Source organism: Providencia sp. PROV252, from assembly GCF_033676005.1.
In the GTDB taxonomy this organism is placed as follows: Bacteria; Pseudomonadota; Gammaproteobacteria; order Enterobacterales; family Enterobacteriaceae; genus Providencia; species Providencia vermicola.
This window is the reverse complement of sequence record NZ_CP096294.1, coordinates 388,471-412,518: the sequence shown is the minus strand read 5'-3', so window position 1 is coordinate 412,518 and position 24,048 is coordinate 388,471. Positions and strand designations below refer to the sequence as shown.

Annotated in this window: 17 protein-coding genes; 12 read left to right on the top strand and 5 right to left on the bottom strand. The window is 42.5% G+C overall.

Annotated elements, in window-relative coordinates; translation table 11 throughout:
- Positions 1-34 precede the first annotated feature (34 nt).
- From agaV to M1F05_RS01790, 8 genes are all read left to right on the top strand, one after another.
- Positions 35-529, top strand: coding sequence for a PTS N-acetylgalactosamine transporter subunit IIB (gene agaV / locus M1F05_RS01825; RefSeq protein WP_206086814.1), 495 nt, complete (start codon positions 35-37; stop codon positions 527-529).
- A gap of 48 nt (positions 530-577) precedes the next feature.
- Positions 578-1,348, top strand: coding sequence for a PTS N-acetylgalactosamine transporter subunit IIC (gene agaW / locus M1F05_RS01820; protein ID WP_094962833.1), 771 nt, complete (start codon positions 578-580; stop codon positions 1,346-1,348).
- Positions 1,338-2,225, top strand: coding sequence for a PTS system mannose/fructose/sorbose family transporter subunit IID (locus M1F05_RS01815; RefSeq protein WP_206086815.1), 888 nt, complete (start codon positions 1,338-1,340; stop codon positions 2,223-2,225). Before agaW ends, M1F05_RS01815 begins: the two co-directional genes overlap by 11 nt.
- 62 nt (positions 2,226-2,287) lie before the next feature.
- A complete protein-coding gene (gene agaF / locus M1F05_RS01810) occupies positions 2,288-2,719 on the top strand; it encodes a PTS galactosamine/N-acetylgalactosamine transporter subunit IIA (RefSeq protein WP_206086816.1) in 432 nt (143 codons plus the stop codon).
- The gene (gene nagA / locus M1F05_RS01805; RefSeq protein ID WP_206086817.1) at positions 2,716-3,888 is read left to right on the top strand and encodes an N-acetylglucosamine-6-phosphate deacetylase; all 1,173 of its coding nucleotides are present in this window, start codon (positions 2,716-2,718) and stop codon (positions 3,886-3,888) included. Before agaF ends, nagA begins: the two co-directional genes overlap by 4 nt.
- A gap of 37 nt (positions 3,889-3,925) precedes the next feature.
- On the top strand, positions 3,926-4,756 hold the full coding sequence (gene kduI / locus M1F05_RS01800) for a 5-dehydro-4-deoxy-D-glucuronate isomerase (RefSeq protein ID WP_206086818.1): 831 nt from the start codon (positions 3,926-3,928) through the stop codon (positions 4,754-4,756).
- Between the two features lie 67 nt (positions 4,757-4,823).
- The gene (kduD, locus tag M1F05_RS01795) at positions 4,824-5,579 is read left to right on the top strand and encodes a 2-dehydro-3-deoxy-D-gluconate 5-dehydrogenase KduD (protein WP_206086819.1); all 756 of its coding nucleotides are present in this window, start codon (positions 4,824-4,826) and stop codon (positions 5,577-5,579) included.
- A gap of 17 nt (positions 5,580-5,596) precedes the next feature.
- Positions 5,597-6,664 (top strand): glycoside hydrolase family 105 protein, encoded by a 1,068-nt coding sequence (locus tag M1F05_RS01790; RefSeq protein WP_206086820.1) that lies wholly within the window; start codon positions 5,597-5,599, stop codon positions 6,662-6,664.
- 179 nt (positions 6,665-6,843) lie between these two features.
- On the opposite strand, the gene M1F05_RS01785 is transcribed toward M1F05_RS01790, so the two are convergent.
- Both M1F05_RS01785 and M1F05_RS01780 read right to left on the bottom strand, forming a co-directional pair.
- Positions 6,844-7,563 (bottom strand): oligogalacturonate-specific porin KdgM family protein, encoded by a 720-nt coding sequence (locus M1F05_RS01785; protein ID WP_206086821.1) that lies wholly within the window; start codon positions 7,561-7,563, stop codon positions 6,844-6,846.
- Positions 7,564-7,687: 124 nt separating this feature from the next.
- Entirely contained in the window at positions 7,688-9,247 is a 1,560-nt protein-coding gene (locus tag M1F05_RS01780; RefSeq protein WP_206086822.1) for a sulfatase-like hydrolase/transferase, read from the bottom strand.
- Positions 9,248-10,153: 906 nt separating this feature from the next.
- On the opposite strand from M1F05_RS01780, the gene pepT reads away from it, so the two are divergent.
- Both pepT and dcuC read left to right on the top strand, forming a co-directional pair.
- Positions 10,154-11,407, top strand: a complete 1,254-nt coding sequence (gene pepT / locus M1F05_RS01775; protein WP_206086823.1) for a peptidase T — start codon at positions 10,154-10,156, stop codon at positions 11,405-11,407.
- Positions 11,404-12,777, top strand: a complete 1,374-nt coding sequence (gene dcuC / locus M1F05_RS01770; protein ID WP_206086824.1) for a C4-dicarboxylate transporter DcuC — start codon at positions 11,404-11,406, stop codon at positions 12,775-12,777. The genes pepT and dcuC overlap by 4 nt, the downstream gene beginning before the upstream one ends.
- Before the next feature lie 64 nt (positions 12,778-12,841).
- Here the strand turns inward: dcuC and M1F05_RS01765 are convergent, their stop codons facing one another.
- A complete protein-coding gene (locus tag M1F05_RS01765; protein WP_241016920.1) occupies positions 12,842-13,759 on the bottom strand; it encodes a VWA domain-containing protein in 918 nt (305 codons plus the stop codon).
- A gap of 337 nt (positions 13,760-14,096) precedes the next feature.
- Between M1F05_RS01765 and M1F05_RS01760 the strand changes: the two genes are divergently transcribed.
- Both M1F05_RS01760 and M1F05_RS01755 read left to right on the top strand, forming a co-directional pair.
- A complete protein-coding gene (locus M1F05_RS01760; RefSeq protein WP_206086826.1) occupies positions 14,097-14,813 on the top strand; it encodes a class I SAM-dependent methyltransferase in 717 nt (238 codons plus the stop codon).
- Positions 14,814-14,854: 41 nt separating this feature from the next.
- Entirely contained in the window at positions 14,855-15,364 is a 510-nt protein-coding gene (locus M1F05_RS01755; protein ID WP_206086827.1) for a pyridoxamine 5'-phosphate oxidase family protein, read from the top strand.
- Between the two features lie 82 nt (positions 15,365-15,446).
- On the opposite strand, the gene rpoC is transcribed toward M1F05_RS01755, so the two are convergent.
- Together rpoC and rpoB are read right to left on the bottom strand one after the other, a co-directional pair.
- Positions 15,447-19,670 (bottom strand): DNA-directed RNA polymerase subunit beta', encoded by a 4,224-nt coding sequence (gene rpoC, locus M1F05_RS01750; protein ID WP_206086828.1) that lies wholly within the window; start codon positions 19,668-19,670, stop codon positions 15,447-15,449.
- A gap of 108 nt (positions 19,671-19,778) precedes the next feature.
- Positions 19,779-23,807, bottom strand: coding sequence for a DNA-directed RNA polymerase subunit beta (rpoB, locus tag M1F05_RS01745; protein ID WP_206086829.1), 4,029 nt, complete (start codon positions 23,805-23,807; stop codon positions 19,779-19,781).
- Positions 23,808-24,048 lie beyond the last annotated feature (241 nt).

The window sequence follows — 24,048 nt, the reverse complement described above, 5'->3', positions numbered from 1 at the left end:
TGATAAATATAGCTAATAATAAGAGAGCAATTATATGCACGCACCAAATATTGTCTGGACCCGAATCGATGAGCGTTTATTACATGGGCAAATTCGAATCACTTGGGGTAAACACACTGAAGCAAATTTAATTCTTGTTGCTAATGACGATGCTGCGGATGGCCCTAACGCCGCTTTTATGCAAGCAGGAATGAAAGCCTCCGCGGGTGGAGAATATGCCGTCCGGTTTTTCTCTATTGAAAAAACCATTGATGTCATTCACAAAGCATCTCCTCGTCAAAAAATCTTTATTCTTTGCAATAACCCAACAGATGTTGCTCGTCTTGTCGAAGGCGGCGTTCCTATCACTCACTGCAACGTCGGTAATATGCATTTCCATGAAGGAAAGCGCCAAATTGCCAAAACGGTGTCAGTGGATGAAAGCGACTTAGATGCATTTCGTCGGCTTGTTAACAAAGGAGTAGCTTGCACGATTCAAAATACTCCCGATCAAACCCCCGTTAATGTTCTGACTCTCGCATCAGCATAGGCAGAGTGAAATAACAACTTAACACTAAGGCGTTTAAGGAAAACTATTATGATTTATGAAGCTTCTCTTGTGGCTTTATGGGCCTTCTTTTGCGGTATAGATAAGTATGACGTTGCACTCAATATCCACCGCCCGCTGATCACAGGGCCTGTAGTTGGCCTGATTATGGGTGATATGCAAGTCGGTTTAATTGCAGGTGCAACATTAGAATTAGCTTGGCTTGGGCTTGTTCCAAATGCTGGGGCTCAGCCACCTGATGTCACTTTAGGAACTATCGCTGCTGTTGCATTTGCCATCATGACTAACCAGTCACCAGCGGTAGCTATGGGGATCGGAATGCCAATTGCCGTTCTCATGCAAATGATCATTATCGGGTTTTTCGCTATCACCGCATTCACCATGGGGAAAGCTGATCGCTACGCGGAAAAAGCGGATGCAGCTGGGATCTCCCGATTATTAATCGCCACAATTACCGTTCGTTCTTTACTCTATGCGATCGTCGCCTTTGTAACAGTTTACTTTGGTGAACACGCAGCACAGTGGATTGATGAAAACACGCCAAAAGTGCTCCTCGAAGGCTTAGGTATTGGGGCGAAAATGGTTCCAGCAATTGGTTTCGCTATGCTGTTAAAAATCATGTGGTCAAAAGAAGTGGCTGGCGTGTTCTTTGTTGGTTTCGTTATGACCACTTATCTCAAACTACCAATTATGGCCGTAGCAATACTCGGTGCATCTGCAGCGGCACTGTATTACTTCTTCAGCGGTAACAACAACAAGAATAACTCACAACAAAATGAGGATTTTGAAGATGGTATCTGATAACAAAACTGCAGTAGAAACCAAAAACTTACCAGCGGAATCCTACGTTGATGGCATTGATGAGTATCAAGATACCACTGTCCGCAAAGTCATCACGAAAGGCGATCTATGGCGTTGTGCTTTTCGCGGGCTATTTATGGAGGGTAACTTTAACTTTGAACGTATGCAGGGGGGAGGATTTGCATTCTCCATCATCCCAGCACTACGCAAAATTCATGGTAATAACAAACGTGATTATGCAACCGCACTGAAAAACCACTTACAGTTTTTTAATGCGAGTCCAAAATTATTTACTTTCTTACTTGGTACTGCTGTTGCCATGGAAGAAAACAAAGAGAAGCCTTCTACTGTTAACGTCATGAAAGTAGCGGGTATGGGCCCAACAGGTGGAATTGGCGATGCTATCGACCATATGACATTGATGCCACTGACTTTAGCGTTAGGTGCATCTATCGCAATGGAAGGCTCAATTGCTGGCCCATTCGTTTTCTTCTTTTTGTACCAAATTGTTCACTTTTTTGTCTATTTCGGCTTGATGTTCATGGGCTATCGCGCAGGTACTGCAGCGATGGTTAACATGAGCGATGCAACAGAAAAACTGGCTAAAGCCGCTAACATCATGGGTATTTTTGTGATTGGAGCACTTTCCGCCACTTTCATAAAGGTACAAACCACCGCCGCAGTCGAGGTGGGTGGCAAGGTGGTCGAACTACAAACCGCCTTGTTCGACAAAATCATGCCTAACTTGCTCCCTCTGTGCCTTGTCTTTTTGATGTTCAAAATGGTGAAAGGGACTGGTTTCTGGGCAAAACCGCCAGTACTTATCTTCTCTGTCTTAGCCTTCGGTGTTATTGGCCATGTACTTGGTGTGATGTAACAGAATCGTATTAAATTGTTTTTAGGTGGGTAACTAAATTACCCACCAGCAAGGAGTTGTAAATGATTGGTTTGATTGTTTCTGGACACATTAATTTTGCAAGTGGCATGGCTTCCGCAGTTAAAGCCATCGCAGGTGAACAGGAAAATATGGTGTTTATTGATTTTGTTGAGACCCTTTCTCCCAACGAATTGGAACAACAAATGCGAGCAGCAATGGACACCATGAATTGTGAACATGTGCTTTTTCTCACCGACCTTCCTGGTGGAACCCCTTGTAATCGCGCTATGGCAATTATGATGGAAGATAAATCCGTTGAAGTTTTAGCTGGCGTTAATCTGCCGATGATCGTCAATGCGGCATTAGAGCGTGAAGGCGTTGATACAAAAGAACTTCTTTCTATCTTACACGATATTGGCACTAGCAGTATTCAAGACCTACGTCAGCAACTGACTATGATATCAGCACCTGAATTTGAAGAAGATGGCCTATGAAGCAGCAATATGCCATTTTAGCGGATCGCACCTTTACTCCAGAGGGAATTCGCTATCAGCAATATGTTCGAGTGTGTAACGGTATTATACAGGAAATTACGGATACCGCCCCCGAACACTGCCCAGTCATTCGTCTTGAAGGCCGCTCCTTACTACCAGGATTTGTTGATATCCATATTCATGGCCGTGCTGGTGCAGACGTCATGGATGCAAGCCAACAAGGGTTGCAAACCATTGCTGATGCATTAGTCAAAACAGGTGTTGTGGCTTGGGTGGGAACGACCGTCACCGCCCCCATGGATGATATCAAACGCGCACTAATCCAAGTGTGTGAATTTATCACCAAGCCGCAAACATCAGGCGCCCAATTAGTCGGCAGTTTTTTAGAAGGCCCTTACTTCACTGAACGTCATCGAGGATCACATCCTGTTAAGTACTTAAAGGCGCCGAGCATTCATGAGTTGGAAGACCTTGTGCAATGTGCTAACCACACCCTTTTGCGTGTAGCTGTTGCACCTGAAGCAGAAGGCGCTATTGAGGTTATTGATTGGTTAGTACAACACGGTATTAAAACCAGTGTTGCACATACTGCTGCCGATTTTATACAAACCCGCCTCGCATTTTCACATGGTGCAGATTGTGGCGTGCATCTTTATAACGGCATGACGGGTTTACATCATAGAGAGCCTGGTTGTTGTGGCGCAGTGTTGTACCACGATGTCCTTGCGGAACTGATTGCCGATGGCATTCATGTTCACCCTGTCATGATGCAGTTGGCTTATCGAATGAAAGGTTACCAACAGCTAGCGTTAATCACGGATTGCATGCGAGCTGGAGGGCTACCAGATGGTGATTATGCCCTAGGGGCACAGACGGTGAAAGTCACCCAAGGGCAAGCTCGCACTGCAGATGGTTCTCTTGCTGGTAGTACGTGCAGCCTTGATAACGCACTGCGCAATATGGTGCAACTCGCTCATGTTCCTGAGTGGGAAGCTGTACAAATGGCCACATCGGTCCCCGCTCAATACCTTGGAATTGATGACCAATTTGGCTACATCCGAGTTGGGGCTCAAGCTAATTTTGCCGTTGTTGATAATAATTTTTATCTAACAGACACATTCATCAGAGGTGAACACGTTCACTCTGTATTCGGGGATACCGACCATTAAGGTTGGTTACCTATCAGTAAATCATGAGGTATTTATAATGGAAATTCGTCAACCAATTCACAGTGAGCATGCAAAAACACTTGATACTGAAGGCTTACGCAAACAGTTCCTGATCGAGAACTTGTTCCGTGAAGGGGAAATGAATCTCACTTATAGCCATATCGATCGCATTATTGTGGGCGGCATTGTTCCAACACAAAAGCCACTCGCTCTTATGGCAGGAAAAGCATTAGGCGTTGAGTTCTTTCTTGAGCGTCGTGAACTAGGTGCAATTAATATTGGGGGGGCAGGTCAAGTTATCGTTGATGGCGAAACTTATGATATCGCACCAAAAGAAGCTATTTATATTGGTATGGGTGCTAAATCTGTCGAGTTTATCAGTAACGATGCCATTACCCCTGCACGTTTTTACATCAACAGTGCTCCTGCACACCATACCTATCCAACACGCAAAATTACTATCGAACAAGCTTCACCAGAAAAATTGGGTAATGTTGAAAATTGTAACGTTCGAACCATTTATAAATTCTTACACCCATCTATTTTACCAACCTGCCAATTATCAATGGGCATGACAGTACTCGAACCCGGTAGCTTATGGAATACCATGCCATGCCATACCCATGAGCGCCGTATGGAAGTGTATCTGTATTTTAATATGAAAGAAGACAACGTTGTTTTCCATTATATGGGTGAGCCTTCCGAAACACGTCACATTGTTGTTCGTAATGAACAAGCCGTCATTAGTCCAAGCTGGTCTATTCACTCAGGCGTGGGAACTGCGGCTTATACATTTATATGGGGAATGGTTGGGGAAAACCAGGTATTCCACGATATGGACCATGTCGCGATGAAAGATCTGAAATAACCCTTTTATCTTTTTAACATAATAAAAAACGATGTGGCAGTACTGTCACATCGTAAGTGAGGCACAGATGAACTTATTTGATTTAACAGGAAAAGTTGCGATTGTCACTGGATGTAATACCGGTTTAGGTCAAGGGATGGCAATTGGTTTAGCCCAAGCAGGCGCGGATATTGTCGGGGTTGGTATCCAAGATGCCCCTGAAACACGTGCTCAAGTTGAAGCTTTAGGCCGTAAATTTCACTATATTATCATGAATTTAATGGAACAAGATGGGTTACAAACTTTGGTTGATGATGCAGTATCCGCCATGGGCCATGTTGATATCCTTGTCAATAATGCAGGTATTATTCGCCGTGAAGACTTATTAGAGTTTAGTGAAAAAGATTGGGACGATGTGATTAATATTAATCAAAAAACCTTATTCTTTTTATCTCAACGCGTTGCGCGCCAATTCGTGAAACAAGGTAATGGCGGGAAAATTATTAACATTGCGTCAATGCTCTCGTTCCAAGGTGGTATTCGAGTTCCATCATACACGGCAAGTAAGTCAGCTGTCATGGGGCTCACTCGAGCACTTGCCACTGAACTTTCCCAATACAATATCAATGTGAATGCAATTGCCCCAGGTTACATGGCAACAGACAACACGGCGGCACTGCGCGCTGATGCAGATCGCAACGCAGCTATCTTAGAACGTATTCCAGCAGGCCGTTGGGGAACACCAGAGGATTTGGCGGGACCTGCCATCTTTTTAGCCTCCAAAGCAAGTGACTATATTAATGGTTATACCATTGCGGTTGATGGTGGCTGGTTAGCTCGCTAACCCATCTGGAGAAAAGAATGGAACAATCATCATTACCAAAACCATTACAACGTAATACAGTTTTAGACGATATGAAACGGGTTTACCGTTATCAATCAAAAAACCAAGTACGCAGTGTGCTTCGTCGTAGTGGCAAAACCCGTTTTATTAAAGATACGGACTGGGAACGTGGTGTTCTGTGGTCTTGTGTTGCTGCTGCATGGCAAGCAACACAGGATAACGAATATCTCGCTGGTGTATTGGATTACACATTACATACAGGATTTCGTACAGGACCTAACCCGCGATTTGCCGATGACCATGTCTGTACCCAAGCCTATTTAGCCGTAAGCTCACAATTTGATCATCCAGAAGTCCTTGAGCCCACTATTAACGCATTCAACCTTATGTTAGTTGAGCCAAAACCAGGTCGAGAGGACTGGTGGTGGTGTGACGCTCTTTTCATGGCTCCTCCCGCTTTTGCAGCATTATCTGCACATACAAATGACAGCCGTTATTTAGATTATATGCATACTGCTTATTGGGATGCGATAGAACATTTACGAGATCCTGAAACTGGCTTAATTTATCGTGATTATCGCTATATTCCTGATGGCAAAGGTGGTGAGTTGCGTGAAAAAAATGGTGAAAAAGTATTTTGGAGTCGAGGTATTGGCTGGGTTATAGCTTCTATCCCGCGCATCTTACAATCTTTACCTGATGATTTTCCTGCTCGTCAGCAGTATGTGGATTTATTTACTCAGCTAATAGAAACTGTCATTCAATACCAACAAGAAGATGGTTTCTGGCGTACCAGTTTGCTGGATCCCCAAAGCTTTCCAGCTCCCGAAAGTAGTGCCACTGCATTATTTTGCTATGGCTTAGCGTGGGGCTTAAACCAAGGTTTACTGAAAGAAACACACTACCTGCCTTTGCTCGAAAAATCATGGTGCGCACTACAAAGCTGTATTCATCCCAATGGGATGTTAGGTTGGGTGCAGCTTCCAGCATTCAACCCACGAGATGTCCAGTATGACCATAATATGGATTATGGCGCTGGAGCCTATTTATTAGCAGCAAGTGAAGTTATTCAACTCAAAATTTAATTTATTACAACCCAATTTACCATTGCTCAAGTTGTCATTTCATTAATTTATTTTTGGCCAATTTATTGGCCATTTTTCTTACTGTTTTTCGTATCATTCTTCCACTTTTATTTACATAGCCAGCAATAAAAAAACCCACGATCACTCGTGGGCATATAGCTATTTAATAGAAAGTGATATCACCAGGTATATTGAATACCCACACGGAAACGTGTTTGTCGGTCACTTGAAAATCTATTTTCTTTTACATTACCCACTTCAACAAATGGGCGCCACAAAGCACCATCATCAGCTTTGATATCATAACGAAGACGAACATTGTGTTGATAATCGAATTTCTTATCATTATAAAGAGGTTGAGCGTTGTCAGCCATTTCCCACATTAAATCTAACTGATATTGTAAATCTAAATTACCCCATTTGTAGCCGATCCAACTATCAAACTCTTGGATCTTAGAGTGATAATTACTGCCATTCTCTCCTGCTTGACCATAATCCCATACTTTCCATTTATAACGGCCTTGTAAACGAATGCCATTATCGAATGTATAATTTAAACGAACATAAGGAACATACACTAGACCTAATTTATCAAAATCAAGAGAAGCACCAACTAGTCCCACTAAATTTGGGTTCAATTTTTTATAATAAAATGCTGAGAATTCGGAGCCATCAATTTTCATTGCATCATAGGCACCATCTTTATTCCCATAACGAGCATCTAGTTCAAATCCAATATTTTTCCCTGTATCCAAAAAAGCCTTAATTCTATCTCCACTTTTTCCTGATGCATCTAAATATTGATGGCGATACTCAATTGTTGTTTTATAGTTATTTGCAAGAGCATATTGTGATGAAATTGAAAGTAATACTGCACTAGCAATAATTAATTTTTTCATTATCTTTATTCCAAAGCTGTGTACTATTTAAGCACGAGGATAGTGATTCCCTGTTTTATTAGAGAATAATATTTTCATTTTTTTAAATTAATGCCACCTAGTTTATTAGGTGGCAAAAAATGATTTATTTAACTTCACAAGCTGAAACTTTTTTATTTAATTTATTTGTTGTTGCTGTAATGAATTCTGTTGGTCTCCAAGAATCACCCGTTTTTTCTAACCATGGTATGAGCTCATCTTTAATTAATTCATCAATAATTGGCTTATTTTCGTCTGCCACATTTTTCATTTGATAAGGGTCGTTTACATTATCATAAAGCGTATATTTCAAAGGTTGTCCATCTTGGCGGTCAATAACCAATGTATGTGTTTTCGTTCTTACGCCACGTTTACCAAACGAAGGTTCACCATAAGGAATAAATAAATAAAGTTGAGAATTGGCGACTTCACCTTCACCAGTAACGACACGCTCAGCTAAGTTACTGCCTTCAACTGAGCCAGGGATCCACTGCTCTAACCCCAATAAGCCTAGGATCGTTGGATAGATATCTGGTGCTGACATTAATGCATCATCTTGTCCTGGTTTAATTTTACCTGGCAAGCGGAACATCATCGGAACACGCATCGATTCTTCATATGGGTTATTTTTCGTCGGTTGGCCATTTGCACCAAGACAACTCCCATGATCCGAAAAGAAAACGACTAGTGTATTATCTGCAAGCCCTTGTTTTTCAAGCTCATCAACAATACGACCAAATTGTTCATCGACGCCGTTTACCATTGCCAGATATTCTTTAAAATATTGAGGGCCGTAACCTTCTTGGTATTCCGTATCCCATTTAACATTCTGCCGAGTATTTAACTCTTGTGATGTTTTTCCTTTATAGACATCGAGATATTTTTGTGGAACTTGGTCATACGGTGAATGTGGGGGGTTCATTGAAACAACCAGCGCAAATGGCTTTGTATTGTCACGATATTGCCCATTTTTATTCTGTAAGAATTTTATGGCCATATCCGCTTCATGTTCTGGTCCCCATTGGTCGACATAAACAGGTTTTTCACGTGGCGTATCGTTAGCCCAATACATTGGCTTCATATGCAGGTCATATGTCCCATAGGAGTACCAAAAATCAAAGCCATGGCGGCGATTTGGCGCTGCCCATTCATTCCAATAACGCCCTTCCATCGGGTTGTTATAACTTTCAATAAAAGGGGCGTATGGCGCATCTAAATGCCATTTACCAATATAACCTGTGCTGTAATCTAGTGATTTTAATACATCAGACCAACAATTAGCATAAGGCGATAAATCAATCCCTACCTTTCCGCCATAATCATGTGCATTGCCAGTGATACCATTACGAACAGGATATTGTCCTGTCATAAACATGCCACGGAATGGAGAACATAATGGGTAATTTGACGCCATTTGCGTCATGACTTTCGCCTGTTTGGCAAACTTATTTAAATTAGGCGTAATTGACGGATCTTCTCCCATAAATTGTAGCGCATGGGCACGCATTTCATCAGGAAATACTATCAATAAATTAGGCGCATTATCAGGCCGATAAGGTGTACCGTTTGAAGGTTTTCCTTCATTGGCTAAAATGGGACTAGAAACCGATATTGCTGCACCGCTGGCTGCTAATCCTTTTATAAAGGTTCTTCGCGAAACAGTCATTGCTTCATCCTCTTTTTGTTTACGTTTTCTTTCGTTTTTGGTTAATACATATTATTTATACTTTTACATAAGATCAAAAAGTAAGTGATCGAAAATACCAAAATTCAAGTAGAGATCACAAAAAGTAAGCAATTCATCGAAAATAAGTCGATTACCTCGCTGTAAAAAGATGATAACAACTTAGGATAAATAACCATAATTAACTGATTTTTAATAAAAATAAATAATTCAGAGATACTGAGCACAAAAGTGGAATTTTGCTTTGAAATTACATAGCAAGTGGTAGTTAAACAGTCGACAGCAAGTTTTCATTTACTTTCAAACAAGGGGTAGATAGAGGCAATGTGAAACAATACAAAGAAAAATTTTTATCACTATCCTATAAAAATCAACCAATATAAGAGGCATTATAAAATTTATTCAATTATCTAAATGAAAGATAAAGAAATAAAATGTCAAAATATGATTTTAAGCATTCATTCCATCTACTTTTCTATTAATGTTGTTAAATTAAAATTGTTTTTATTTTTAGAATAAATTATCTTTTAATTACCTAACAAAAATATATATTAATTAAATTTAAGATAGAGCGAGTTTAATACTAGGTGTTAAATAAAATATACATTGTGAAAGAATATTATCACGTATCAATATCAATAATTTAACAATGCAAAGTTAGGAAAAATAAGGTAGGAATAAAGTCGCTCATTTTAATTCATTATACGAATAATGCCACTATTAATTATCAATTTTATATTCTCACTAGCATTTCTTAGAAAAATTCAACAGGTCTGATATTCAAAATATCTTTAGTTGTGATACAAGAATAATACTGTGAAATGAAATTACAGTCACAGATATAACTAATGTAAAACGCATTCTATAAGATGCTGGGGAATTAAAAGAATGAATATTGTTGAGCGGTTTATTTCTTACACCAAAATTAACACCACCACTGATAGGGAAAAGGGCGCGGCAGGAATTATGCCATCCTCAGAAGGGCAACGTGTACTTGCGAAACAACTGGTTCAGGAGCTAGAGGCTCTGGGCGTTGAAGATATTAAACTGCGTGACACTGCCATTGTCACCGCCACACTGCCCTCTAACCTTGATTACGACGTCCCAACTGTCGCATTTTTTGGGCACTTAGACACAAGTGCAGAACAAACTAATGATACTAAAGCACAAATATTGCCTTATACCGGCGAAGACTTGTGTATGAACAAAGAACTGAATATTTACTTACGTAAGAGCGACTTCCCTGAGCTAGTCAATTACATTGGCGATGACATCATTGTCACCGATGGAACCAGCTTATTAGGTGCTGATGATAAAGCGGCTATCGCATCTATCATGGATATGCTGCAGTACTTCAAACAAAACCCTGACGTAAAACACGGAACCATCAAAGTTGGTTTTGTACCTGATGAAGAACAAGGCCTGCGCGGTGCAAAAGTGTTTGATGTTAAAGAGTTTGGTGCAGACTTTGCCTATACCCTCGACTGCTGTGGTATTGGTGAGTTAGTGTATGAAAACTGGAACGCAGGGGATGCAGAAATTATCTTTACAGGTAAATCTGCCCACCCAATGTCTGCAAAAGGTAAATTAATCAACTCATTACTGATGGCACAAAAATTTATTGCCATGTTACCTGGGGGTGAAGCACCCGAATATACCGAAGGGCGTGAAGGCTACTACTGGGTTAAACAAATGTCAGGAAACAGCGCGCGTACTGTATTAAAAATGGACGTTCGCGATTTTACTGAAGAAGGCTACCGTGCACGTATGGCTTTCTTGAAAAAACTGACTGAAAACTGTGAAGACCTGTGGGGCAAAGAAAGCGTCGTTTGCAAATTAGCCGACCGCTATTCAAATGTGTATAACAGCCTGCAAGGTGATAACAGCTATCCGATTGATATTGCTGTTGATGCTTACCAAGCTTGCGGAATTACACCGAAAGTTATTCCAATGCGTGGGGGTTATGATGGTGCGGCATTGTCGCAAAATGGCTTACCTTGCCCGAATATTTTTACTGGTGCTCATAACTTCCATTCAATCTATGAATACCTCCCAGTAAAATCTCTGTACGCAGCAAGCGATGTTCTGAAACAAGTGGTCCAAATTACGGCTGAACGCTTCAAACCAGGAGCGAAAGCATGATCCCAATTCTAACGGTTCTGATTATCGTTGTTTTGGTTGCGCGGTTTATTTTGAAGGGCTACAAAGCAGAACCTGTGTTACTCATCGCGGGTTTAGCACTGATGATCTTCACCATGGCACTGGGTTGGGGGCCAATCCTGCCTAAAAACGTCGCAACAACAGGGATAACCTGGCTCGATCCATTTGAAGTAATGCGTGACCTTTTCAGTAGTCGTGCGGCAGATCTTGGTTTGATGATCATGGCTTTGATGGGCTTTGCACAGTATATGGACCATATCGGTGCAAATGAAGCCGTTGTTCGTGTTGCCACTAAGCCACTGAAAAACATGCGTTCGCCATATGTGTTGCTGTTTTTCTCTTTCTTATTGGCAAGTATCCTACAACTGGCAATCCCGTCAGCAACTGGTCTTGCTGTATTACTGATGGGAACCATGTTCCCGATAATGATTGGCTTGGGTTTATCCCCTGCATCCGCGGCTGGGGTTATTGCAACCTCCCTCGGTGTTGCATACACACCAACCGCCATCGATGCGATTCGTGGCGCAAAAGCCGTTGATATGTCTGTCGTTGAATATGTCCTTTACTACCAAGGCCCTGCGGCATTAGCCACTGTGCTGGTGGTAGGTATTACACATATTTTCTGGCAACGTCATTGTGACCGTAAACAAGGCTTTGTGCCTGAAATCGGTAAAGCCGTTCAATCCAATGAGAAAGCTGAAAGCAAAAAATCCGTTCCAGGATACTATGCATTTCTTCCTATGCTACCAATCGTGATGGCGGTCGGTACATCCAATCTATTCTTTGCAGGTATTCACTTAGATGTGGTGACCATTGTATTGATTGCGATGGCAATTTGTATGGTGATTGAAACCCTAAGAGTACGTAATTTTAAATTGGTATGTAATGGCTTTCAGACGTTCCTTAACGGAATGGGACATGCTTTTAGTAACGTTGTTGGCTTACTCGTTGCAGCTGGGGTATTTGCTCACGGTATCAAAGTCAGTGGTGCGATTGACCAACTGATTTTAGGGGCGGAGTCAGTCGGCTTACCGCCATTTGCTATGGCGATCGTCTTTGCCCTAGTGACACTTGCTGCCGCAATTATCATGGGCTCAGGTAATGCGCCATTCTTAGCGTTTGTGGAGTTAATTCCGCAAATCGCACACAGCATGGGCGTGAACCCGATCTCGATGATCCTACCGATGCAACAAGCTTCCCATATGGGTCGTGGTATGTCCCCAGTAGCAGGCGTGATCATTGCCGTATCCAGTGGAGCAAAACTACAGCCTTTCGATGTGGTGAAACGAACGGCGGTACCGCTGATGGTCGGTTTTGTTGCACACTGTGCAATCATTGGTATCTTCTATTAGTCTGTATGACTATGAGTCACAAAATAGAAAAGAGGGAGAAACTCCCTCTTTTTTTGCTTAAAAATCAATGATCACATTGGCAAACCTTAACCACATCATGGTGCTTCTCGGATCCTCCTGGACAACAAGCATCTATCGTTTTATTGATAATTTCAGCCAATGTATTAACTGTCGCGATAATTAAAGGGAGCTGTTCACAAACCGTTGCACAGCTAGACTTCTCTGTATCTGGGCGACTCGGAGGCGTTAAGCTATCACATAAAATCTCTTGCAGAACCAACGAAAAATTCGCTATTCCAGTAGTATAAATATACGCACGTCCCCCCGTTTGTACTGCTAAACGCTCATACTCTTTCGTGACTTTGTCTCGGTCACTCAAGGTTGGGAAACGGTCAATATTGGATGGATCATCATTTGGTGTGCCTTGATAAGTATATACTTTTACATGGGCATTTTGTGCAACGGCAATAGCCTCGTTATTTTTCAATACCGCCGCGCTCGTTAACGTCCCTCCGCCGCCTTCTAAGCCTTCATCCCCCAAGACAAAAATCGCTCTACGTGCATTATCACGCCAATCAAAATAGTTACTGACATCAATCACCGCGCGACACAAATCTTCTTTATTACCTGCATGGTCAATACCATCAGCTTCTTTAAAAGGCTGCCTTGCCTGTAAACTACTTTGATTAACGCCTAAAGCAGTTAAATAGTCACTCACTGATTGGTCAAATTTTGTGTTATCCCATGTCCCTTGGATACCTAAAAAAGTGGCTCTTAACTGAGAAGGACAATTCGCAGCTGCTTTTTCGATAGCCGCATCAATTTGCTGACTCAGGTCATTTGACTCATCAGACATTGAACCACTGGTATCAATAATAACGACTAAATCCAATGCAATAGAACCACTTCCAGTGACAATCTGGGAAGTATTAATAGCGGCAAAATTATTCGAAAAATTCCCTTGTTGGGTAGACAAGTTCATTTTTTCATTATCACTCTGATTATTTATAATATCTTTATCCATTTAATATTCCTTTAAAATTTAAAATAAAAAATAATTAATCCTCTTATTATTCCCTCTAATTGATATCGAGGTCATTTATTATCACTATTTTTTATTTATCATCATCCTATAAAAATTAACAACATCTAATAAAACTCAATATTTACATATAAATTTACTAACATTATATTATTTCAAATTTTTTTCAAAACTCATGTGAGAGAAAATAAATAACCAGTAAAAACATCCAATTAAAAAATTATGATAAATATAAAAATAAACGATTAATTCAACTTAATAAATAATTTAAAGTAACATGAAAAAATTTGATCAACTTACTGAAATTTACAGTCATGCCTTTCAGTGGCCCTTTCGTATGCATATCGATATTCCTACGATAAAACCATATATAGATAAGCTAGAAACACTGGCTATTTTAGATTATGGATGTGGTGCAGGGTTTATATCACACTGGTTAGAGAAAGAAGGAGCAAAAAATATAGTTGGGTTTGATATTTCATCCAATATGCTCAATTTGGCAAGAAAAAATGCAAAACTGAATAATTCAAATATTATTTACACCTCTAATCTTGATAATTATTTTGAATATTTTGATTTAGCTCTTGCCATTTATGTTTTTCCTTATTGCCAGCATACGAATGACATACATTCTATTGTGCGGTCAATTTATCGTGTATTGAAACCAAATGGTCGCTTAACGATATTAACAATTAACCCTGATTTTTCTGGCAATAGCGAATATTATTATAATTATGGTTTTCGATTAATTGAAAAGCAACCAAGAAAAGATGAAAGTTCTATTCATTTTAATATTTGCCTCCCTCCGTATAATGAAACAATACAAGCTTACTATTATTCCTATAACACTTTAGGTAATACTATTTTACAGGCTGGATTCAGCTATCTTCAATATGGAAACATAATTGCCGACCATTCTGAAACTACAGAGCTATATTTGGACTACCTACAATGTCCCCACGCCCTACTTATAACTGCATCGAAAACCGCATAGTTATTTCTAATAAACCTACAATTTTGATTAAAGGACCCTATATGAATTTAAAAACACGCAGTTTATTACTACTGCAAAATACCCGCTTTTTAACACTGGCTACACAAGGTAATGATCAATTACCTTGGGCATCAACCGTCGAACATTGCGTCAAATTAAACCCACTACGCTTTATTTGGTTTTCATCTCGACAAGCAAAGCACTCTAAGAATATCCAACAAAATGAAAAGATCAGTGGCTCATTATTTAATCACTCATTACCTGAAATGCTAAAATCAGGTCTAGATGGAATGCAATTTACAGGGAAAGCACGAGAGCTCACGGATGCGGAATGTGAAGAAGCCCTTGAAGAATTTTATCCCCAATCACCTTTTGATGAAATATCGCCCTCTTTCACTCAGGTAAACTTAAATGCATTACGTAGTAATGGCCATTCACGCTTTTATGAAATGACAGTCGATCATTTATGGATGTTTGATATAAAAAGCTGGGAGGATAAGCAAGAAAGTCGAAGAGTCACCGTTCCAATATCATTGCTTAGTAATAAATAAGCGTTTTTATCATCTGTTAGGCATAAAAAAACTGGTGCCTTACGACACCAGTTTTTATCAAGAAACACTTGGAAATCAGAAATTAATTCTGGTTGTCACTCGTGAAACCTGCATTTAACAGTTCAGCTAAGTTCGCTGTTGCTTCATCTGCGCTAACTTGTGGCGCTTCCACAACGTCGTTCAGATGACGGCGACGGATACGGTCTTGGTGATACGCAAAACCAGTACCTGCTGGGATCAGACGTCCAACAATAACGTTTTCTTTCAGACCACGCAGTTCATCGCGTTTACCTGCAACGGCTGCTTCTGTCAGTACGCGTGTTGTTTCTTGGAACGATGCTGCTGAGATAAAGGACTCTGTTGCCAGAGATGCTTTAGTGATACCCAACAGGTCGCGTGCGTAATTGGCTGGAATTTTGCCTTCCATTTCCAATTTACGGTTAGAAACTTTAACACGTGAGTACTCGACTTGTTCACCTTCAAGGAATTCAGAACTTCCTGCATCCGCGATGGTGACTTTACGCAGCATCTGACGAACGATAACTTCGATGTGTTTATCGTTTATCTTAACGCCTTGTAAGCGGTAAACTTCCTGAACCTCATTCGTGATATAACGCGTAACAGCATGGACACCACGCAGACGCAGAATATCATGTGGAGATTCTGGACCATCAGAAACAACGTCACCGCGTTCAACAATCTCACCTTCGAACACGTTAAGCTGACGCCATTTAGGGATCATCTCTTCGTACGGATCGCTACCATCTAATGGGGTGATAACCAGACGACGTTTACCTTTGGTTTCTTTACCAAACGAGATAATACCGCTGATTTCAGCCAAGATTGCAGGCTCTTTCGGACGACGTGCTTCGAACAAGTCAGCTACGCGTGGCAGACCACCCGTGATATCTTTAGTACCCACAGATTCTTGTGGAATACGCGCTAAAGTATCACCCGCATTGATAGCAACGCCATCGTCTAACTGAACAATTGCTTTACCCGGTAAGAAGTACTGAGTTGGCATGTCCGTGTTAGGGATAAGAACATCGTTACCATTTGCGTCAATAACACGCAGAGCAGGACGCAGGTCTTTACCACCACTGGTACGTTCCGCAGTATCCAGAACAACGATTGAAGACAGACCCGTTAATTCATCAGTCTGACGCGTCATTGTTTGACCATCAAGCATGTCAGAGAAGCTGATGAAACCAGAAACTTCACTGACGACTGGCATGGTATGTGGATCCCAGTTCGCAACAGTCTCGCCGCCCGTTACCGCAGCGCCATCACCTTTAGACAGGTGTGCACCGTAAGGTACTTTGTAGCTTTCTTTCGTACGACCGAATTCGTCAATCAGACGCAGCTCAGTATTACGCGAAGTAATAACCAGTTTGCCTTCTGAGTTCGTAACGAATTTCGCGTTAACCAGTTTCAGAGTACCTGTGTTACGGACTTGGATGCTAGATTCAGCTGCAGCACGAGATGCCGCACCACCAATGTGGAACGTACGCATCGTTAACTGTGTACCTGGCTCACCGATTGACTGTGCCGCGATAACACCGATAGCTTCACCTTTGTTAATGATATGACCACGAGCAAGGTCACGACCATAACAGTGTGCACACACACCAAAGTCTGTTTCACAACTTACAACAGAACGTACTTTCACGCTGTCGACAGAGTTAGCTTCTAACAGGTCACACAGTTTTTCATGAAGCAGGGTGTTACGTGGAACCAGAATGTCCGCTGTACCTGGGATCAGGATATCTTCAGCAGTCACACGACCCAGTACACGCTCACGCAGTGGCTCTTTAACGTCGCCACCCTCGATAACCGGAGTCATCAGGATACCTTCGTGAGTTCCACAGTCGTCTTCAGTCACAACCAAGTCCTGTGCAACGTCGACTAAACGACGAGTCAGATAACCAGAGTTCGCTGTTTTCAATGCAGTATCGGCAAGACCTTTACGCGCACCGTGCGTCGAAATAAAGTACTGGAGAACGTTAAGACCTTCACGGAAGTTTGCCGTGATTGGTGTTTCGATGATGGAGCCATCTGGCTTAGCCATCAGACCACGCATACCCGCTAACTGACGGATCTGAGCGGCGGAACCACGAGCACCAGAGTCGGCCATCATAAAGATACTGTTGAAAGAAACTTGTTGTTCTTCGACGCCATCACGGTTGATAACGGATTCAGTTGACAAGTTTTCCATCATCGCTTTAGCAACACGTTCGTTTGCCGCTGCCCAGATATCGATAACTTTGTTGTAACGTTCGCCTGCTGTAACCAGACCAGACTGGAACTGTTCCTGAATTTCTGCCACTTCAGCTTCTGCTTCGGCGATAATCCCAGCTTTTTTCTCTGGAATAACCATATCGTCGATACCAACTGATGCACCTGAACGTGCCGCATAGGCAAATCCGGTATACATGATTTGGTCAGCAAAAATAACCGTAGGCTTCAGGCCCAGAACACGGTAACAGGTGTTCAGCATTTTAGAGATCGCTTTCTTACCTAACGCTTGGTTAACCAACGCGTAAGGCAGACCTTTTGGTACGATCATCCACAAAATTGCACGACCAACCGTGGTATCAACTAACCCCGTGTTGATAGTGATGTTACCTTCCGAATCTTTCACTTCTTCAGTGATACGGACTTTAACGCGGGCATGCAGTGAAGCATGACCTGAACGGTAAACACGCTCAGCTTCTTTAGGACCGGCTAATACCATGCCCTCGCCTTTCGCGTTTACACAGTCACGAGTCATGTAGTAGAGACCCAATACAACGTCCTGTGAAGGAACGATGATAGGCTCACCACTTGCAGGTGACAGGATGTTGTTGGTTGACATCATCAACGCACGTGCTTCTAACTGAGCTTCCAGAGTCAGAGGAACGTGTACCGCCATTTGGTCTCCATCGAAGTCGGCGTTGTATGCCGCACAAACGAGTGGGTGCAATTGGATAGCTTTACCTTCGATCAGAATTGGTTCGAACGCTTGGATACCCAGACGGTGAAGTGTTGGTGCACGGTTCAGCATGACTGGGTGTTCGCGGATAACTTCATCCAAGATATCCCAAACAACCGCTTCTTCGCGCTCAACCATTTTCTTCGCAGCTTTGATGGTTGTTGCCAGACCACGTAATTCTAATTTGCCATAGATAAATGGTTTGAATAACTCAAGAGCCATTTTCTTCGGCAGACCGCACTGATGCAGACGCAGGTATGGACCTACGGTGATAACAGAACGACCTGAGTAGTCAACACGCTTACCAAGTAAGTTCTGACGGAAACGACCTTGTTTACCTTTGATCATATCAGCCAAAGATTTCAGAGGACGTTTGTTAGAACCTGTGATAGCACGACCACGACGACCGTTATCTAACAGCGCATCAACCGCTTCTTGCAACATACGTTTTTCGTTACGTACGATGATGTCTGGCGCAGCCAGATCCAGAAGACGTTTCAGACGGTTATTACGGTTGATCACGCGACGATACAGATCGTTCAGATCTGATGTTGCGAAACGGCCACCATCCAGTGGAACTAATGGACGCAGATCCGGTGGTAATACTGGCAGCACGTTTAAGATCATCCACTCTGGTTTGTTACCAGATTGAATGAACGCTTCCAGCAGTTTGATACGTTTGGTCAGCTTTTTACGCTTAGTTTCAGAGTTAGTTTCGTTTAACTCTTCACGCAGCGTTTCACACTCGTTCTCAAGATCGAGGTTTTTCAGCAGGCCTTGGATAGCTTCCGCACCCATTTTCGCATCAAATTCGTCACCGAATTCTTCCAGCGCATCTAAGTATTGCTCTTCTGTCAGAATCTGTGCGCGCTCAAGGCTAGTCATCCCGCCTTCAACAACAACATATGATTCAAAGTACAGAACACGTTCGATATCACGCAGTGGCATATCGAGCAGCAAACCGATACGGGATGGCAGTGATTTTAAGAACCAAATATGTGCGGTCGGAGAAGCAAGTTCAATGTGACCCATGCGCTCACGACGGACTTTGGTCTGTGTAACTTCAACGCCACACTTCTCACAAATCACACCGCGGTGTTTTAAACGTTTGTACTTACCGCACAGACATTCGTAGTCTTTCACTGGCCCGAAAATACGCGCACAGAAAAGACCATCACGCTCAGGTTTGAACGTACGGTAGTTAATCGTTTCTGGCTTTTTCACTTCACCGAATGACCATGAACGGATCATATCAGGTGATGCCAGAGCAATCTTGATAGCATCAAACTCTTCGGTCTTGGTTTGCGCTTTCAGAAACTTTATTAAGTCTTTCACAAAATGCTCCTGTCGGAGTTAGACCTGTCAGGTGAGTATTCAAAGACACTCTCCCCAAATCCCAGTGCTTACATAGGCCGGAAGGCGAACCCTCCGGCACAAAACGAATTACTCGTCTTCCAGCTCGATGTTGATACCCAGTGAGCGGATTTCTTTCAGCAATACGTTGAAAGATTCCGGCATGCCAGGTTCCATCTGATGGCTGCCATCGACGATGTTTTTATACATCTTCGTACGGCCGTTAACGTCATCCGATTTAACTGTAAGCATTTCTTGAAGAGTATAGGCTGCACCGTATGCTTCCAGTGCCCACACTTCCATCTCCCCGAAACGCTGACCACCGAACTGCGCTTTACCACCCAGCGGTTGCTGAGTAACCAAGCTGTAAGAACCTGTTGAACGGGCGTGCATCTTATCGTCAACCAAGTGGTTCAGTTTCAGCATGTACATGTAACCGACAGTAACTTGACGCTCGAAACGCTCGCCAGTACGACCATCGAATAATGTAATCTGACCTGAAGTTGGCAGACCGCCCAGTTTCAGTAGTTCTTTGATTTCTTTCTCTTTCGCACCATCAAACACTGGTGTCGCAATTGGCATACCTTTTTTCAGGTTCTCAGCCAAACGCATCACTTCTTCGTCAGAGAAAGTGTTCAAGTCAACTTTCTGGCGTGGATCATCACCTAAATCGTACGCTTTTTGGATAAATTCACGCAGTTTGGCAACTTCTTCATGCTGTTTAAGCATAGCATTGATTTTCTCACCAATACCTTTTGCTGCCATCCCCAAGTGGGTTTCCAAAATCTGACCGATGTTCATACGTGATGGTACGCCCAGTGGGTTCAGAACGATGTCAACTGGGTTACCGTTTTCATCGTAAGGCATGTCTTCAACTGGGTTGATTTTTGAGATAACACCTTTGTTACCATGGCGACCCGCCATTTTATCACCCGGTTGAATCTGACGTTTAACAGCCAGATAAACCTTAACAATTTTCAGTACGCCAGGTGCCAGATCATCACCTTGGGTAATTTTACGACGTTTTGCATCGAGTTTTTTCTCGAACTCAGATTTCAGTTCGTCGTACTGTTCAGCTAATTGTTCTAACTGGTTTTGCTTCTCTTCATCAGCTAAAGATAACTCTAACCAACGATCGCGAGGCAGCTTGTCCAGTTTGTCAGCTTCAATTCCGCCGTTAACCAGTACAGAACGGATACGGGCAAACAGGCCAGCTTCGAAAATACGTAGCTCTTCTGTTAAGTCTTTCTTCGCATCACGTAACTGAGTTTCTTCGATCTCTAATGCACGTTTGTCTTTCTCTACACCATCACGGGTAAATACTTGTACGTCAATAACCGTACCAGAAACACCGTTAGGGACACGTAAAGAAGAGTCTTTAACGTCTGACGCTTTTTCACCGAAGATAGCACGCAGCAGTTTCTCTTCTGGGGTTAACTGAGTTTCACCTTTCGGTGTTACTTTACCAACCAGAATGTCGCCGCCTTTCACTTCTGCACCGATATAAACGATACCGGATTCATCCAGTTTAGAAAGCGCAGCTTCACCGACGTTTGGAATATCCGCAGTGATTTCTTCAGGCCCTAATTTGGTGTCACGAGACACACAAGACAGTTCCTGAATGTGAATAGTCGTGAAACGGTCTTCTTGAACAACACGCTCAGAAACTAAGATGGAGTCTTCGAAGTTATAACCATTCCATGGCATGAATGCCACGCGCATGTTTTGACCCAGTGCTAATTCGCCGAGGTCTGTTGAAGGACCATCTGCTAACACGTCACCACGCTCAACTGGCTCACCTAAAGATACACAAGGCATCTGGCTAATACAGGTGTTCTGGTTAGAACGGGTATATTTAGTCAGGTTATAAATATCGATTCCAGCTTCGCCTGGATACATCTCATCTTCGTTAACTTTGATAACGATACGAGACGCATCAACGTACTGAACTGAACCACCACGTCTTGCAACAGCCGTTACACCCGAGTCAACCGCTACTGCACGTTCCATACCTGTACCAACTAATGGTTTGTCAGCACGTAAAGTTGGAACCGCTTGACGTTGCATGTTCGCACCCATCAATGCACGGTTGGCGTCATCGTGTTCAAGGAATGGGATCAGTGACGCACCAACAGAAACAACCTGTTGAGTCGAAACGTCCATATATTCAACCTGTTCACGGCTGAATAAGCTTGATTCACCTTTGTTACGACAAGTGACTAACTCTTCGATAAAGCTACCATCTTCACCTAATACGGTGTTCGCCTGAGCAATGATGAAGTTACCTTCCTCAATTGCAGACAGATAGTGGATTTCATCAGTGACTAAGCCATCACGAACTAAACGGTATGGGGTTTCTAAGAAACCGTACTCATTGGTCTGTGCATAAACAGATAATGAGTTGATCAGACCGATGTTTGGACCTTCAGGCGTTTCGATTGGACATACACGACCGTAGTGAGTTGGGTGTACGTCACGTACTTCGAAGCCCGCGCGCTCACGAGTCAGACCACCTGGGCCTAATGCAGAGATACGACGTTTGTGCGTAATTTCAGACAGTGGATTGTTCTGGTCCATAAATTGTGACAGCTGGCTGGAACCAAAGAACTCTTTAACTGCGGCTGAAATAGGCTTAGCGTTAATCATATCCTGTGGCATTAATGCATCAAGATCACCCAGAGAAAGACGCTCTTTCACTGCACGCTCAACACGAACCAGACCAACACGGAATTGGTTCTCTGCCATCTCACCAACGGAACGAATACGACGGTTACCTAAGTGGTCGATATCATCGACTTCACCTTTACCGTTACGGATATCGATGAGTTTACGCATCACCTCGATGATATCTTCTTCGCTCAGGATACCTGAACCTTCGATTTCATCACGGTTCAGTGAACGGTTGAACTTCATACGACCTACAGCAGACAAGTCGTAACGATCTTCAGAGAAGAACAGGTTCTCGAACAGGTTTTCTGCCGCTTCACGGGTCGGTGGCTCACCAGGACGCATCATGCGGTAGATTTCTACCAATGCACTCAGACGGTCGTTAGTTGGGTCGACACGAACGGTTTCAGAAATGTAAGCACCGTGGTCTAAGTCATTGGTAAACAATGTTTCGATTGTTTTGTGACCAGACTGGCTCAAACGTGCCAACATGTCTAAAGAAAGTTCCATGTTCGCTGCACAAATCAGCTCACCAGTACTTTCATCGATGTAGTCTCTTGCAACAACTTTACCTGCGATATATTCAACAGGTACTTCGATGTTGCTAACTTCTTCTTTTTCTAACTGACGAATATGACGAGCAGTGATACGGCGGCCTTTTTCAACATAGACTTTACCGTTCGCTTCGATATCAAAAGAAGCAGTCTCACCACGCAGACGCTCAGGAACCAGCGTCATCATCAGTTTGTTATCGCGGATTTGGAATACAGTTTTTTCGAAGAACAGGTTTAAAATTTCTTCGGTGTTGTAATCCATTGCACGCAGAATAATGGTCGCTGGTAATTTACGGCGACGGTCAATACGTACAAACAGGTTATCTTTCGGGTCAAATTCGAAATCAAGCCATGAACCACGGTAAGGGATAATACGTGCGTTATAGAGCACTTTACCTGAAGAGTGTGTTTTACCTTTATCGCTATCGAAGAACACACCTGGACTACGGTGTAACTGAGATACGATAACACGCTCTGTACCGTTGATAACGAAAGTTCCGTTTTCAGTCATGAGTGGAATTTCACCCATGTAGACTTCTTGTTCTTTGATATCTTTAACGGTGCCTTCTGGTGCTTCACGCTCATAAACGATCAGGCGTAATTTAACACGTAGAGGAGCAGAATAAGTCACACCGCGAATTTGACATTCTTTAACATCAAAAACAGGCTCGCCTAAACGATAGCTGACATATTGAAGTTCAGCGTTACCGCTGTAGCTCTGAATTGGAAACACAGAACGGAAAGCTGCTTCCAGCCCATTCTGGCCATCTGGATCTTGCTCGATAAACTTCTGGAACGAGTCAAGTTGGATAGAAAGGAGGTAAGGTATGTCCAAAACTTGTGGACGTTTACCAAAGTCCTTACGAATACGTTTTTTCTCGGTATAGGAGTAAACCATAGGTTTCCTCAGCTCGTTGATCAGTGACCCAAGTGGTTAGCTCTTAAAGTAAGAGTCTTAACCGCAACGCGTTTTATATAAGAAATGGAAAATGAATACTTTCCTTAATACTCATTGCTATTACTCTTAAATCATTTCATTGCGCGCTTTGGCTACCGAGCTACCCGAGCGGGTCGTAGCGAAGAACACAGTATATTAAGTCGTCAATAGAAAGAAGTATTGGAGGGTTGTTGTTAACATT